The sequence below is a fragment of the Apibacter sp. B3919 genome (assembly GCF_026537405.1).
Lineage (GTDB): Bacteria > Bacteroidota > Bacteroidia > Flavobacteriales > Weeksellaceae > Apibacter.
Genome location: NZ_JAFNMG010000006.1, coordinates 21,301 through 36,892 on the forward strand (window position 1 = coordinate 21,301; position 15,592 = coordinate 36,892).

General features: G+C 31.6%; 18 protein-coding genes. 12 read left to right on the top strand and 6 right to left on the bottom strand.

Annotated features, from left to right (window positions below):
- Window positions 1–5: 5 nt before the first annotated feature.
- Together rpmF and J3U20_RS09335 are read right to left on the bottom strand one after the other, a co-directional pair.
- Complete coding sequence (gene rpmF, locus J3U20_RS09330; RefSeq protein WP_055425712.1) at window positions 6–206, bottom strand: 50S ribosomal protein L32; 201 nt, start codon at window positions 204–206, stop codon at window positions 6–8.
- 33 nt (window positions 207–239) lie between these two features.
- Window positions 240–719, bottom strand: coding sequence for a YceD family protein (locus J3U20_RS09335; RefSeq protein WP_160543073.1), 480 nt, complete (start codon window positions 717–719; stop codon window positions 240–242).
- Window positions 720–913: 194 nt separating this feature from the next.
- On the opposite strand from J3U20_RS09335, the gene J3U20_RS09340 reads away from it, so the two are divergent.
- From J3U20_RS09340 to J3U20_RS09375, 8 genes are all read left to right on the top strand, one after another.
- Window positions 914–1,108 (top strand): AtpZ/AtpI family protein, encoded by a 195-nt coding sequence (locus tag J3U20_RS09340; RefSeq protein ID WP_105296980.1) that lies wholly within the window; start codon window positions 914–916, stop codon window positions 1,106–1,108.
- Window positions 1,109–1,216: 108 nt separating this feature from the next.
- Window positions 1,217–2,323 (top strand): F0F1 ATP synthase subunit A, encoded by a 1,107-nt coding sequence (gene atpB / locus J3U20_RS09345; protein ID WP_160557888.1) that lies wholly within the window; start codon window positions 1,217–1,219, stop codon window positions 2,321–2,323.
- Between the two features lie 19 nt (window positions 2,324–2,342).
- A complete protein-coding gene (atpE, locus tag J3U20_RS09350; protein ID WP_055425716.1) occupies window positions 2,343–2,540 on the top strand; it encodes an ATP synthase F0 subunit C in 198 nt (65 codons plus the stop codon).
- A gap of 114 nt (window positions 2,541–2,654) precedes the next feature.
- A complete protein-coding gene (locus J3U20_RS09355) occupies window positions 2,655–3,149 on the top strand; it encodes a F0F1 ATP synthase subunit B (RefSeq protein WP_160543071.1) in 495 nt (164 codons plus the stop codon).
- Window position 3,150: 1 nt separating this feature from the next.
- On the top strand, window positions 3,151–3,693 hold the full coding sequence (gene atpH, locus J3U20_RS09360) for an ATP synthase F1 subunit delta (protein WP_160543070.1): 543 nt from the start codon (window positions 3,151–3,153) through the stop codon (window positions 3,691–3,693).
- A gap of 35 nt (window positions 3,694–3,728) precedes the next feature.
- A complete protein-coding gene (gene atpA / locus J3U20_RS09365) occupies window positions 3,729–5,306 on the top strand; it encodes a F0F1 ATP synthase subunit alpha (RefSeq protein WP_160543069.1) in 1,578 nt (525 codons plus the stop codon).
- 22 nt (window positions 5,307–5,328) lie between these two features.
- The gene (gene atpG / locus J3U20_RS09370) at window positions 5,329–6,198 is read left to right on the top strand and encodes an ATP synthase F1 subunit gamma (RefSeq protein ID WP_160543068.1); all 870 of its coding nucleotides are present in this window, start codon (window positions 5,329–5,331) and stop codon (window positions 6,196–6,198) included.
- A 125-nt stretch (window positions 6,199–6,323) separates the two neighbouring features.
- Window positions 6,324–7,481, top strand: coding sequence for an iron-containing alcohol dehydrogenase (locus J3U20_RS09375; protein WP_160543067.1), 1,158 nt, complete (start codon window positions 6,324–6,326; stop codon window positions 7,479–7,481).
- Between the two features lie 103 nt (window positions 7,482–7,584).
- Here the strand turns inward: J3U20_RS09375 and miaA are convergent, their stop codons facing one another.
- Window positions 7,585–8,502: a tRNA (adenosine(37)-N6)-dimethylallyltransferase MiaA gene (gene miaA / locus J3U20_RS09380; protein WP_255448193.1), complete on the bottom strand. Its 918-nt coding sequence runs from the start codon at window positions 8,500–8,502 to the stop codon at window positions 7,585–7,587.
- On the bottom strand, window positions 8,489–8,800 hold the full coding sequence (locus J3U20_RS09385) for a YkvA family protein (protein ID WP_160543066.1): 312 nt from the start codon (window positions 8,798–8,800) through the stop codon (window positions 8,489–8,491). Before J3U20_RS09385 ends, miaA begins: the two co-directional genes overlap by 14 nt.
- 340 nt (window positions 8,801–9,140) lie before the next feature.
- Here J3U20_RS09385 and folE point away from each other — a divergent pair, with 340 nt between their 5' ends.
- From folE to J3U20_RS09405, 4 genes are all read left to right on the top strand, one after another.
- Window positions 9,141–9,809 (top strand): GTP cyclohydrolase I FolE, encoded by a 669-nt coding sequence (gene folE / locus J3U20_RS09390; RefSeq protein ID WP_160543065.1) that lies wholly within the window; start codon window positions 9,141–9,143, stop codon window positions 9,807–9,809.
- A 2-nt stretch (window positions 9,810–9,811) separates the two neighbouring features.
- The gene (cysS, locus tag J3U20_RS09395) at window positions 9,812–11,290 is read left to right on the top strand and encodes a cysteine--tRNA ligase (RefSeq protein WP_160543064.1); all 1,479 of its coding nucleotides are present in this window, start codon (window positions 9,812–9,814) and stop codon (window positions 11,288–11,290) included.
- Window positions 11,291–11,307: 17 nt separating this feature from the next.
- Window positions 11,308–11,670 carry a hypothetical protein gene (locus J3U20_RS09400; protein WP_105296969.1) on the top strand — a complete coding sequence of 121 codons (363 nt, stop codon included), beginning with the start codon at window positions 11,308–11,310 and terminating at the stop codon, window positions 11,668–11,670.
- A gap of 66 nt (window positions 11,671–11,736) precedes the next feature.
- On the top strand, window positions 11,737–12,246 hold the full coding sequence (locus J3U20_RS09405; RefSeq protein WP_160543063.1) for a TlpA disulfide reductase family protein: 510 nt from the start codon (window positions 11,737–11,739) through the stop codon (window positions 12,244–12,246).
- 229 nt (window positions 12,247–12,475) lie between these two features.
- Here J3U20_RS09405 and J3U20_RS09410 read toward each other — a convergent pair whose 3' ends face one another.
- Window positions 12,476–13,666: an OprO/OprP family phosphate-selective porin gene (locus J3U20_RS09410; protein ID WP_160543062.1), complete on the bottom strand. Its 1,191-nt coding sequence runs from the start codon at window positions 13,664–13,666 to the stop codon at window positions 12,476–12,478.
- 80 nt (window positions 13,667–13,746) lie between these two features.
- Window positions 13,747–15,420, bottom strand: a complete 1,674-nt coding sequence (pafA, locus tag J3U20_RS09415; RefSeq protein WP_160543061.1) for an alkaline phosphatase PafA — start codon at window positions 15,418–15,420, stop codon at window positions 13,747–13,749.
- Window positions 15,421–15,592 lie beyond the last annotated feature (172 nt).

The following is a 15,592-nucleotide window of genomic DNA, read 5'->3' on the forward strand; positions in this document are numbered from 1 at the left end:
TAGATTTACTCTTCAACTTCTTCAACAGCCTTTTCCATAACTACTTTTCCTCTGTAGTATAATTTTCCTTCATGCCAGTATGCACGATGGAACAGGTGCAATTCTCCGGTTGTTGAACATTTAGCTAATTGAGGAACTGACGCTTTATAGTGAGTTCTTCTTTTATCTCTTCTTGTAGATGACTGACGTCTTTTAGGATGTGCCATAATTCTTCCTTAAATATTTTTTTATTTTATATTTTATTCGCCTTCTTCATCAGACAGGCCATACTTTTCAAGTAAATGGGTATGTTCGTCCTCATATCCTTCGGAATATTTAGGATGAACATGTTTCATAGGTATGGATAAAAGCACACTTTCATAAATTAATTGAGACACATTTATACTATGAGAACCTAAAGGTAAAATTAAAACTTCTTCATTACTATCATCATAAGATTCTCCAAACTTAACTAATGTTTTGATTTCATTTTTAACGGCTTGTTCATATTCTTCTCCGGAAATATCACATTCTAAAACTACAACACCTTCTGTTTTTACCTTTAATTCTAAAAAAGAAGAATGTTTTATAATTTCAATGTCAACCTCAATTTTAGGACTTTTAAACTCCTGTATGAAATCAAACAATTCAAAAAATGGTTGCTCAATACTCATCTTAAAGCTATGTGTTCCAAGCTTTAATGATGAAAATAAAATATCATAATTGCGTAACCTTTCCATAAATATGGTTTGCAAAGTTAAGTATTAGTTATTAAAACTACAAATTTTTAATTTATTTTTAATTGGATGTAAGATATTTAGTAAAACTGCCATATAATATATACATAAATAAATTTATCTAATTTATTTATTATTAGTATATATTTATAATTATTCTTTTGAAAATTTATAAATTTGTTAAAGAATAATTATCAATGAAAGATTATGCATTTTATTCAGGGTTAGGTTTTCAACTCATGGTAACCATATTAATTTTCACGGGAATTGGTTATTATCTAGATGAAAAATATCTTTCTATGAAACCTTTATTTATAATAATTTTCAGCTTATTAGGAATAGGAATCGGACTCATCAATATCATCCGCCAAGTATCAAGAAAACAAAAATAATATAAATCATATTTTCTTGAGTAGCAAACATTAAAATATGATAAAAATCATACACATGGAATGTGTTTTAAAAATATTTATATTTGCATATACATGAATCAGAAAAATATGATAAAATTTGCATTTAGCTTTTTAGTCTTAATTTTTACCTTTAATTTCACTTTTGCTGAGGGTACTACTAAAAGTAATGATTCAGAAACATTTAATCCTACTGAAACTGCCATGCACCATGTTAAGGATTCTCATCAATTTGAAATATGGGGCGATGATGTTACTCTCTATTTGCCTGTAATCCTCTGGACCGATAATGGATTAGTACTGTTTTCTTCTAAAGAATTTAAAGGAAATGATGATGGAGAAGTAGTGGTAGAGAAAAATGGAATGAGATTTATTAAATTTCATGAAAAAATATATTATGCTAATACCAAAAAAAATGCATCGGGGGAATATATAACAGAATCATCCCAAATTGTTCACTTGGACGATCAACATCATCCTATCAATAAAGCTCCTTGGGATTTTTCAATTACTAAAAATATATTTTCTATGTGGCTTTCCCTTGGGATTTTATTAATTGTATTTATTTCAGCAGCCAGATATTATAAATCGAAATCTTATACAGGAGTTCCTAAAGGTGTAGCTGCCGTTGTTGAACCTTTGATTGTATTTGTAAGAGATGAAATAGCTATACCAAATATCGGAGAAAAAAAATATAAAAAATATATGCCTTATTTGTTAACTGTATTTTTCTTTATATGGTTAAACAATGTTATGGGATTAATTCCATTTTTTCCATTTGGAGCTAACCTGACAGGAAATATAGCTGTTACTTTTACATTGGCTGTTATCACTTTTATAATTACTAATATTAGTGGAAATAAAAATTACTGGAAACATATATTTTGGACTCCCGGCGTACCTGTACCGATGAAATTATTCTTAGCACCCATTGAAGTTATCGGTATTTTTACCAAACCCTTTTCATTAATGGTTCGATTATTTGCTAATATAACCGCCGGACACATTATTATTATCAGTTTAGTTTCTTTAATTTTTATATTTAAATCTTATTTTGTAGCTCCTGTATCTATAATTGCAGTAGTCTTTATAAGTGTAATTGAAATTTTAGTAACTGCCTTACAAGCATATATATTTACAACTCTTTCTGCACTATATTTCGGTATGGCAACAGAAGATAATCACGAAGAACATTAATTTTTAATATATAGTAAACATGGGAATGTCAGTAATTGGAGCAGGTTTAGCTGCTATTGGAGCAGGAATTGGAATCGGTCTTATCGGTGGAAAAGCGATGGAGGCTATTGCAAGACAACCTGAAGCTCAAGGAAAAATTCAGGCTTCTGCATTAATCTTAGCTGCATTAGTTGAAGCAGTTGCTTTATTTGCAATTGTGGTATCTTTGATTAAATAAGAAGAAAAATAACAGAAAACTCGAAATGATAACGGTTGGTTATTCGAGTTTTCTTTTAATTAGAAAAGCATTTATTTAAACTCTTATCATAAAAAGTTAAAAAAGATATAAAATATGGATTTATTAACTCCTTCAATTGGTTTAATATTTTGGATGACTATTTCCTTTATAGTTTTATTAATAATTTTAGGAAAATATGCCTGGAAACCTATTTTAAAAGCTTTAGAAAATAGAGAAAACTCAATACAGAAATCTTTAGATGAAGCTAAAAATGCACGGGAAGAGATGGCTAAATTAACCTCTCAAAATGAGCAAATCTTAAAAGAAGCTCGTATGGAGCGCGAAGCCATTCTTAAAGAAGCCCGTGAAATTAAAGATAAAATTATCAACGATGCCAAAGATGCTGCTACTGCAGAAAGCAATAAAATTATTCAATCAGCTAAAGAAACCATTAATGCGGAAAGAATATCTGCGATCAATCAAATTAAAAGTGAAGTGGCAGATTTATCCGTTGATATCGCAAAAAAAGTTCTTCAAAAGGAACTATCTTCTCCTGAAGAACAAAAAAAGCTTATTGATTCATTAGTAAACCAAGCAAAATTAAACTAAAATGTCAGTAGTTAAACTTGCTAAGCGCTATGCAACGGGTTTATGGGAGTATGCCCTATCTTTACATGAAAATGAAACTATCGTTAAAGAAATGAAATCTTTAATTGATATAATCAATCAAAATAAAGATTTTCAATTCTTTTTAAAATCCCCTATAATTGAAACCCATAAAAAAATTAATATTGTAAACGAAATTTTCAAATCCTTCTCTCCTACTTCTCGTAATTTTATTACTTTAGTAGTAAGGCATAAGAGAGAAAATGATTTATTGGAAATAGCACAACAAGTCTTGGAATTATACGATGTATATAATGGCATACAACGCGTTGAAATTATTTCTGCTGTACCATTAGATCAAGAAACCGTAAGCAAAATTTTAAATTCATTCCCAAAAATTAACCAAGAAAAAGCAATTATTGAAAATAAAATTGATGCATCTCTTATTGGAGGATATATTTTACGTATGGGTGATCAACAAATCGATGCCAGCGTAAAATCCGAACTAACTAATATTCAAAAAAAATTAAGTAATAAAATATTTTAATTTTTTAGCTATAACTTATAAATAAAAAGACCACAATGGCAGATATAAAACCAGCAGAAGTTTCTGCAATTTTGAAACAGCAATTATCAAATTTCGATCAAAATATTTCCTTAGAAGAAGTGGGAACTGTTTTACAGGTTGGAGATGGTATTGCCCGTATATATGGACTAAGTAATGCAGAACAAGGAGAGCTTGTAAAGTTTTCCAATGGATTGGAAGGAATGGTTCAAAATTTAGAAGAAGATAATGTAGGTGTAATTCTTTTGGGTAAATCCAATGGCATAAAAGAAGGAGATATCGTTAAAAGAACTAAAACGATTGCATCTATCGATGTGGGTGAAGGAATGATAGGAAGAGTTGTCGATACTTTAGGTGCTCCAATAGACGGTAAAGGTCCGATTTCCGGAGAATTATTCAGAATGCCTTTGGAAAGAAAAGCACCCGGTGTATTATTTCGCCAACCCGTAAATGAACCTTTGCAAACCGGTATTATAGCAATAGACTCTATGATTCCTATCGGTAGAGGCCAAAGGGAATTAATTATTGGTGACCGTCAGACCGGAAAATCTACAGTAGCCATTGACACTATTCTAAATCAAAAAGAATTTTATGATCAAGGCAAACCCGTATATTGTATTTACGTAGCTATTGCCCAAAAAGCATCTACAGTTGCGCAAATTGTTAAAACATTAGAAGACAAAGGAGCAATGGCTTACACGATTGTGGTTGCCGCTAACGCTTCTGACCCTGCCCCTATGCAGGTTTATGCTCCATTTGCCGGAGCTTCCATCGGAGAATTTTTACGCGATACCGGTAGATCTGCATTAATTATTTACGACGATCTATCTAAACAAGCAGTTGCTTATCGTGAGGTTTCCTTATTATTAAGAAGACCTCCGGGACGTGAAGCGTATCCGGGTGACGTATTTTATTTGCACTCCCGTTTGTTAGAAAGAGCCGCTAAAATTATTGATAATGATGAAGTTGCTTCAACGATGAACGATTTACCGGAATCTTTAAAAGGTAAAGTTAAAGGAGGGGGATCATTAACAGCTCTGCCAATCATTGAAACTCAAGCAGGAGACGTTTCTGCGTATATTCCTACTAATGTAATATCTATTACAGACGGACAAATATTTTTAGAATCGGATTTATTTAATTCCGGGGTAAGACCTGCTATCAACGTTGGTATTTCTGTATCACGTGTAGGTGGAGCTGCTCAGATTAAACCTATGAAAAAGGTATCCGGAACACTTAAGATTGACCAAGCGCAATTCCGCGAATTGGAAGCATTTGCAAAATTTGGTTCCGATTTAGATCCGGCTACTGCCGCTGTTATTGCAAAAGGAGAGAGAAACGTTGAAATATTAAAACAGTCCGTTAACTCACCTATGCCTGTTGAAGAACAAATTGCTATTATATATGCCGGAACTCAAAATTTATTACGTGAAGTTCCTGTCAATAAAGTTCAAGATTTTAAAAGGAATTTAACAGAAACATTACGAACTCAACATGCCGATTTATTAAAAAGTTTAAAAGAAGGTAAAATAGATGATTCCATTACTTCTTCTTTAGATACGATAATAGCCGGGGTTGTAAAAAATTATTCATAAATAAAAAAGAATATTCTAGAAAATGGCAACATTAAAAGAAATACGAAACCGAATTGCCTCTGTAAATTCGACTATGCAAATTACAAGTGCAATGATGATGGTTTCTTCATCTAAACTGAAAAGAGCGCAAGATGCTATTGTAAGACTACGCCCCTATTCAGAAAAAATGCAAGAATTATTATCAAATGTTAGTCCTTTTCTTGACTCTGATTCCGGTGGTGCAGAATATGCTAAAAAGAGAGAACTTAAAAAGGTTTTATTAGTTGTCATTACTTCCAATAAAGGACTTGCCGGGGCCTTTAACTCTACTATAGTTAAAGCTGTTAAAAATCTATTGGAAAATGACTATAAAAATATTCAAGTTGACCTTTTAACAATAGGAAAAAATGGATATGAAAATTTAAAAAAATCTGTATCCATATATAAAAATTACAGTTCTCTATGGGATGCGCCAACCTATGAAAATTCTTCTAAAATATCTGAAGAACTTATGCAGTTGTTTTTAAATGGTGAATATGATCAAATTGAATTGGTATATAATCGATTTAAAAATGCGGTAGTTCAGCTTTTACAAGTCGAGCAATTTCTACCAATTGAACTTTCTAAAAATACCAATGATTCTTCCTTAGTTAGCGATTATATTTATGAACCCTCTAAGGAAAGTATTTTAACACATCTTATTCCTACTTCATTAAAAACTCAGCTTTTTAAAGCGATATTGGACTCAAATGCTGCAGAACATGGAGCAAGAATGTCTGCCATGCAGGCTGCCACAGACAATGCTAAAGCATTAAAAAATCAACTATCCATATCGTATAATAAAGCTCGTCAAGCATCCATAACCAATGAATTAATTGAAATTGTAAGTGGAGCTCAAGCCTTAGAAAATTAAGATTTTAAAATTATAATCTATATAAAAAAAGGTTACTATAAATGTAACCTTTTTTATTTTTATCCGGGTTTGGTTCAAATTTTGAGGGATAAAGAGCATTATTAAACCTATTAAAAAATTAAATAATGAATAATTTTGCCTTTGTAAATCCTGTAAAAATTTTATTCGGAAAAGGTATGATTTCCGAAATTACTAAAGAAATACCTTTACAAACTAACATATTAGTCATCTATGGTGGAGGGAGCATCAAAAAAAATGGAGTATATGAACAAGTAACGAATGCATTAAAAGGGTACCAATGGTTTGAATTTTCAGGCATTGAACCGAATCCTCACTATGAAACTTGTATGCGTGCCGTTGAATTTATTAAACAGAAAAATATTGAATATGTATTAGCTGTGGGAGGCGGTTCGGTTATTGATGCGACCAAATTTATTGTTGCAGCAGCTTGTTTCGATGAGGGAGATCCTTGGCGAATTCTTGCAGATCCTACTGTGGTTATAAAAAAAGCACTTCCTTTTGGTACTATTTTGACTATTTCTGCCACCGGATCAGAAATGAATACCTATTCTGTCATTACAAAAAATGAAACCCAAGAAAAATTATCTTTCAGCTCACCAATAGTCTATCCAAAATTTTCTGTATTAGATCCAAGTGTAACCTATAGTTTACCTCCGGTTCAAACCAGTAATGGGGTTATCGATGCCTTTGTGCATGTTATTGAACAATATCTAACGTATCCTGTAAACGGTTTATTACAAGATTTCATGTCTGAATCTATCCTAAAGACCTTAATCATTGAAGGACCTAAAGCTTTAAAAGATCCTAAAAATTATGATGTTCGAGCTAATCTGATGTGGGCTTCAACTTGGGCTTTAAATGGTTGGATTGCTTGCGGTGTACCTCAGGATTGGTCTACACATATGATAGGACATGAATTAACCGCTTTCTACGAAATAGATCATGCGCAAACACTGGCAATTGTATTGCCCGGAGTAATGGAAGTATTAAAAGAAGAGAAAAAAGATAAAATTCTTCGATTGGGAAGAGAGGTTTTTTCTTTACAAGCCGATTCTATTGACGAACTTATCAAAGATACTATTAGTGCTGTTGAATCCTTTTTCCATAGCATGAATTGTAAAACCAGACTTTCAGATTATAATTTAGGAGAGGAAGCTATAAACCGAATTTCTGAACGAATAGAAAAAAGAGGTTGGCAATTGGGTGAACATCAAAATATTAAATCCCAAGAGGTTAAGAAAATATTAGAATTAAGAAAATAGAAAATTAATTTAGAATTCCTTCTTATAAATCAGGATAAGAAACTATCCTGATTTTTTATTGCTTAAAAATTATATTTATTATAAACTTAATAGCGTATGATTATTACCTAATCTTTTCCGTAACAAAATCTACAATTTCCTGAGTGCTCTGATAATCGAACCAGTTAACTGACTCATCTCTCCGATACCAAGTTAATTGTCTTTTAGCATATCTGCGTGAATTCTTTTTGATTTCACTTACGGAAAATTCTAAGGAAGAATTTCCATCGAGATAGTCAAAAAGTTCTTTATACCCAACGGTCTGTAATGCGTTTTTATGTCTATATGATTGCAAAGAAATAACTTCCTCCAATAATCCTTTTTCCATCATTAAGTCCACTCGTTTATTTATCCTATCGTAAATAAGATCACGAGATGCTGTTAAACCGATTTTAACGGATGTAAAATTTCTTTTTTCTACCAGATTTTTTCTAAATGAACTGTAAGGTTTTCCGGTTCCTCTAAAAATTTCCAACGCTCTCATTACTCGCTGCGGATTATTATAATCCACTTGAGAATAATATTCGGGATCGTTCTTCTTTAGTTCTTCTTGTAAATAGGATAGTCCCTTTTCCTGTATTTCAACCATTAAATCTTCTCTGACTTTAGTATCTATATCGGGAAAATTATCTAACCCTTCATTAACCGCTTTTTCATATAGACCGGACCCTCCCACCATAATGAGTTGATCATATTTATTAAAAAGCTCGTTTATCTTTCTTAATGCGTCTTTTTCGAAATCGCCTACTGAATAATCTTGAGCAATACTTAAATTTCCTATAAAATGGTGAGGAACTAAAGATAATTCTTCCGATGAAGGAGCAGCAGTTCCAATCTTTAATTCTTTATAGAATTGTCTGCTGTCACAGGATATTATCTCTGTTTTTAAATTTTTAGCCAGTTCAATAGATAAAGCCGTCTTTCCTATTCCTGTAGGTCCTACTATAGACCATAAAATTTTTGGATTTTTATTCAATGACAATAGTATTATGTTTTTGCTTTTCCCATGCTACATACTTATCAACTTCTTTGAATAATTTGGAAAATGCAAAAAAGGCAATAGTTAAATCATCAAGAAAACCTATGCCTACTAAAAAGTCAGGGATGAGGTCAATGGGAGATAATACATAAATAATTAAAAAGGTGAAAATAAAAAGATTTTTAATTCCCGGTTTATATTGCCCCTTTAGAGAAGCCCTTAACATTCTAAATAAAACAGGAATTTTGGAAATAAATGATTTATCTTTAGATACTGCACCTACCAAATGTTTTACTTTCATTTTTTTAACTACTTGATTGATTAGCTAATTTCAATTTCTATTCCAAATATTACTCTCTGCCGCATTTGCAATTGACACCTCCTCCGCATTTTTTCTTTTTGGAAAAAAAAGTTTCCCTAAATAATTTAATCAAATACCACACAGCAACTAGTAAAGTTAAGGCTATAAACGCATATTGAAGATAAATATTCACAACTAGTTAACTATTTAGATTAATTCTATGCGAAGATACAATTTTATTTTAAAATATTCTTTTATAAATGATTATTTGCTTTTGAATATTGTAATGGTTTTCAACTAAAAAAAACTTATTTTTGTAGAAATTTAGATGTTTTTTATTATGTTTAATAAAGAAGACGAAGAACTAGACCATTTCACACATACAGAATATACTCCTATTCGATCGGATGCCTTTGTTTTATCTCCTGAAGAAAAACAAAAAGCGATTCAAGAGCATTTTACTAAAATTATGCATATTCTTGGATTAGATTTGAATGACGATAGTTTAAAAGATACTCCTAAAAGGGTTGCTAAAATGTATGTAAATGAAATTTTTGGAGGACTTCTTCCCGAAAATAAACCGGAAGTATCTACTTTCAAAAATAGTTACAAGTATCGTCAAATGCTGATTGAAAAAGATATTACGGTTTATTCAACTTGTGAACATCACTTTCTGCCTATAATCGGAAGGGCACACGTAGCTTACTTTTCAAATGGAAAAGTTATCGGATTATCTAAAATTAACCGAATCGTAAATTATTATTCCAGAAGGCCTCAGGTTCAAGAACGGCTCACCAGACAAATTGTTGAAGCTATTAAAGAAGTATTGAATACTGATGATGTTGCTTGTGTGATTGACGCTAAACATTTATGTGTTAATTCGAGAGGCATACAAGATACAGAAAGCAGCACGGTTACGGCTGAATTAAGTGGTTTGTTTTTAAACAATCCTACAACAAGAAAAGAATTTTTACATTATATTGGTATTGACTCCCATTTCAAAATTTAAATATGCGCAGCTATCTGAACAATCAAATAAAATTATATAATTCTTTACACGGTAAAAAAGAAGTATTTACCCCTTTGCATGAAGGTTTTGTAGGAATGTATGTATGCGGTCCAACAGTATATAACAAAGTGCATTTGGGTAATTGCCGAACTTTTTTATCTTTTGATGTTATCAACAGATACTTGCGTCATTTAGGATATAAAGTAAGATACGTTCGTAATATTACCGATGCCGGACATCTTACCGATGATAATTCTGAAGATAAAATTTCAACGCGGGCTCGCCTGGAAAGAATAGAGCCTATGGAAGTCGTACAAAAATATTCTCTTAATTTTCATAAGGTCTTAGATCTATTTAATATGCTCCCTCCCGATATCGAGCCTACAGCTACCGGCCATATTGTAGAGCAAATAGAGCTAATTAAGAAATTATTGCATAAAGGTCTGGCTTATGAAGTCAACGGGTCTGTTTATTTCGATGTAAATAAATTTGATTTAGAAGGAGGCAACTACGGTGAATTAAGCGGCAGAAAAATAGAAGATATGATTGCCAATACTCGTGATTTAGACGGACAAGGAGAAAAAAGGAATCCTCAAGATTTTGCATTGTGGAAAAAAGCGTCTCCTGAACATATCATGAGATGGCCTTCTCCTTGGGGAAACGGATTTCCGGGCTGGCATTTGGAGTGTACCGCAATGAGTACCAAATATTTAGGTAAAAAGTTTGATATTCATGGAGGGGGTATGGATCTTAAATTTCCGCATCATGAATGTGAAATTGCTCAAGCTAAAGGATCTTTTGGAGAAGAACCTGTAAATTATTGGGTTCATACGAATATGCTTACCTTAAACGGACAAAAAATGAGTAAATCTACGGGCAATACCATTTTACCTGAAGAATTATTTAGCGGTGAAAATAGTTTTATTGAAAAACCTTTTCATCCGATCATTGTTCGTTTTTTCTTTTTACAAGCTCATTATAGAAGTGTCTTAGATTTATCCAACGATGCTATTATTGCTGCCGAAAAAGGATATTTCCGCTTAACTTCCGCGATTGAAAAACTTCCACATATTGCTGCTTCTGAAACTTCAAGTTATAACATTCAGGAATGGATTGATACTTGTTATGAAGCATTAAACGATGATTTTAATACTCCGGTATTAATTTCACATTTATTTGATATAGTTAAACTTATAAATAATTTAGATTTAAAAAAAGAAACACTAACTGCTACTGATTTAAAAAAGTTAAATACTGCCATTCATGTTTTCTTCTATGATATTCTAGGATTGGAACTTTTATCTGACACTATGAAAGATACCGGTAAACTGGATCAAGCCATGAAAGTTCTTATTGATTTAAGAAATAAAGCAAGACTTGAGAAAGACTGGGCTCTTTCTGACGAGATTCGTAATCGTTTGTCGGAAGCCGGTATTAATCTTAAAGATGGAAAAGAAGGAACAACTTTTGAAATTGAATAATTAAATGATCACAAAAAATGAAAAAAATCAGTTATTTTACTATTATTTTAATTCTATTAGCTTGTTACAGCTGTTCAAAACTAAACAAAAAAGAATCGGCAACTATTATTGCACCTGAAAATGTAATGAATGTTGCTGCTTCAAAAAAAGCTAAGGCAGAAATTACCGGAGAACAAAGCGGTGTATCCATTGCTAACGAAAAAATTAATGTTTGGAATATCGTTTACAGAGACGACAAAGGTAATTTACATTCAACCATTATAAAGAAAATGCCTGAAGATAAAAGTAAGGTGGGTGATTCTTTGTCTATTTATTATGATGAAACTAATCCCATGTCTCTTCCTATTCATGAATCTCAATATGATGAAATGAATAAGTAAGTAACGTACTGAATGCAGATATAATTAAATTTGTAAAAGATATGTTACGTCTTTTCTAATAAATTTATGATAAAAAAAATATATATCTGCTTATTTTTACTAGTATTTACGATTATTGGTAAAGCCCAGCCTGCCACCTCGACTGAAATAATCAAGGATATTAAAGTAATCACTTTTTCAGATTTTAAAAATATTATTGAGAAAGAGAATGATAAATTTTTAGTCGTTAACTTTTGGGCTACATGGTGTATGCCTTGCGTTGTTGAAATTCCTTCCTTTATGAAAGTAAATGAAAGGTTTAAGGATAACGTCGGTTATAAAATGATCTTAATAAATTTAAATCCTGTTAAAAATATTGAATTTGTTAAAAAGTTTTTACGTAAATATTCCATTTCAACCGAAGTTTATCTTCTAAATGATCCTGAAAATATGGATAAATGGATTCCTGCTATTGACCCACTATGGGAAGGAAGTATACCTGCAACCGTTTTTTATAAAAATGGAAGTAAGGTTTTATTTAAAGAGCAATTACTTAATGAAAAAGATTTAGAATCTATAATTATTGCCAACTTATAAAGTTGGTAGAAGCTTTATTCATTCTCATTATGATTGTAATTGCTTTTTTTGTGGTATTAACTAGTTAGCTTTATACTTTATTCTATACTGATACTATTTTATCTAAAGATATATATTAGATTGATTTGTTTCAATTAATATTAAATATATTGGAAACCTTCAAGATTATGATTATATCATTAATATATTCAATCACAGTATTATCATTTGATAGTTTCTTAGGAAACATTTAAAACACAACCATAACCCTTCCTTGTATTAAGTTAATGTTTTCTTTATTGGTTCCATAATTGTTATAAGGTCCTAAATTAATGTAGGAATAATTAACTTTAAAACCTATGTATTTATTTAGATAGTAATTCACCGCTAATGATAAATCACTCATTCTCCCTCCTTTTAAAATTTCCGTATTATAGACCCCGTCATTAAGATCTGTATAATCATATCTAATAGCCATTTCCAAGGTTTTATCTCCCGGTTTTTTCAATCGTCTGTCTCCTAAATTATATTTATAGGTTTTGTCTCCAAGTATTAAAAATCCCGTTTGCACATAAAAACCATCGGCGTTATACGAATGATTATTTGCTTTTCTATTGATATGAATCGAATAATATTCGCCTTGCAAAAAAGCAGGGCCGGCAGTCGCTAATAATTCCGTAACCCATCTGTACTGATCTTTAACGTTAGTGATGGTTATGTCTAAGGGTTTCTTTTTTTCAACATTTGTATTTAAATTTCCGGAGTAACTCATAATCCTTTTGGTTTTTTTATTATCATCTAAACCATCACGATTACCGTTTCTATACTCTCCCGATATTCCTATATGAACTAATTTATCATTAGTACTGACAGGATCAACTGAAAATTTACCTACAAAAGCATATCCCTGATTTCCTTCTTTGTTGTTATTTATTGCATCGCTATCTGTATAAAAGCCACCGCTATAATATATTCTTTTATTCCATTTTACATAGGTAAAACCCAGCTGTCGCCCCGAACCAAAAACTTGTGAACTAGCTGCTGCCGTCATAAATTTTAGCCATGCAGAACTTTCCCAGTTTTCCAACCCGAGTTGCTCTCCGGCATATCCCAACTTAACCCATGAGTTTTCATTAATATTATAAATTAAATGGATGTCTTTGGTATTTACTTTTTTATCGGAAAAACCAAAATCTATTTTTGCATCCCATTTTTTATATCGCATTTTGGAGGTTAATCGCACATCAGATATAGTCATTCCATTACCCAATGGTGTTTTATCATCAAAATAAACAGCTCCGTCAAAAGCTATTCGACCTCCCATGGTTATTTTTATATTGTCCTCAGTATTCGTTCCTGTTTTTATTTCGAGTGTTTGAGCTTTAACAGAACTAACTAAAACGATAAGAAATAACAGACCAATTAAATTTTTTCTATTCATAATTGCAAGAACTTCAAAATATTTCCTCTGAACATTTTTAGAATGTTTAATTAATTCAGAGGAAATAAACTTAATTAATATTACTTCATTATGTAATCAACGGGTTTACCTATGGCACCGTTAGGCATTTGTATTTTTAATAATGCAGATATGGTAGGAGCAATATCTGTCATATAAACTTCTTCTGTAGTGCTTCCGTGAGGAATTTTCCAGCCCATTAAAATAAAAGGTATGTGCGCATCATCCGGTCCCCAAGTACCATGCGTACCTCCTTTGGTTGGATCATAGTATTCAAAATCATAAGATCCTCCATCTAAAATAATCTGTATTTCTCCGGAATATTCTCTGTTATACCCGTTAATGATTTTTTCTTTAATATATTGAGGAACTGTTGCTATGGATGCTTTTTTCATATCAACGGCATATAAGACCCCTTCCAGGGTTTGAAGATAATCAATACAGGTTTGTTTAAGATCTTCTAAATTTATTGAGGCTTGTTTGATTGCAGTATAGTTGAAATTTACTTGATAGTTATTAAAACTTCTAACTAAATCGTCTCTTCCGTATTTTGATTTCAAATATTCATTGATTTTCTTTTCGTACGGAGTTAATCTTCGAAGTGCACCGGCCATTTTATTATCATTCATAAAATTTGCATTAGGTATTCCTGCATGATCGGCACTTAAAAAAACAAGGTAATTTCCTTTTCCTACTTTACTGTCTAAATGGCTAAACAAATCTGCTAATTCTTGATCCAATTTTATATAGGAATCCTCCGTTAGTATTGAATTGATTGAATAATGGTGAGCCATTTTATCGGGTGAAGAATAACTTATTGCTAAAAAATCGGTATCTCCTGTTTTGTTATTTCCTAAATTTTCATGATCAATCGCCAACTTAGCTATATCTGTCGTGGTCGTGTTTCCATAGGGTGTGTATTGAATCAAGCTTACACCTAATGTTTTCATCATTTGGGAAGTTTTCATTGGAAAGGAAGGAGTTTCATACCCTTTAAATCCTACTTCATATTTTCCCAGCATTTTGATATCCGGACTTTGTATGTAAGTTGAAATGGGATACGTTGGATTCCAATCTTTACTTAAATATTTTTCCGGCATATTTTTAGAATTATATTCTTTTAACCATTTCGGTAATTCTTTCATATAGTAGGTACTGGTTATCCATCTTCCGCTTTTTGCATCAAACCAATAGGCGGCATCCGCTGCATGTCCTGCAGGTAATATACTTCCTCTGTCTTTTAAAGAAATACCTATTACTTTTGATCTTGAATTGGTAGCATATTTAAGCTGGTCGGTAACTGTTGATACTTTTAAATTATACGGAGACATTTTCCCTACTTTATTTTCCGGATCATCCAATCCTACCCCTTTTACTTTGGAGTCTTCTGTGCAATAAATGCTCCTGCCGGTGTTTTGCTCTATATAATCATTTCCTGCAATTCCATGTATGGAAGGAACTGATCCGGTATAAACCGTACTGTGTCCTATGGCTGTAAATGAAGGAACATAATTTACCATGCAATTCTCAAATGAAAATCCTTCATTTAAGAGTCTTTTAAAACCTGCATTTCCATATCTGTCATATAATCGATATAGGTAATCCCATCGCATTTGGTCTACAATGATACCAACTACTAACTTAGGTCTTTCAACCTGTGTTCTATTTTGTGCTTCTAATGATCCATATAGAGTCATCAAAGTCAGCAATGTGAGAGAAATTTTTTTTATTTTCATATGGTGTATATAGTTCAAAAAATTGGTTACAAAATAAAGATAATTTTATATGTATTATGTATTTATTTTATATAATTGTAGCTTTTCTTTAAATCTTTTATCAATTTTGTTATTATTTAAAGTAAAGGAACATAGATTACCATTAATTTAATATAATTAAATCTATAAATTA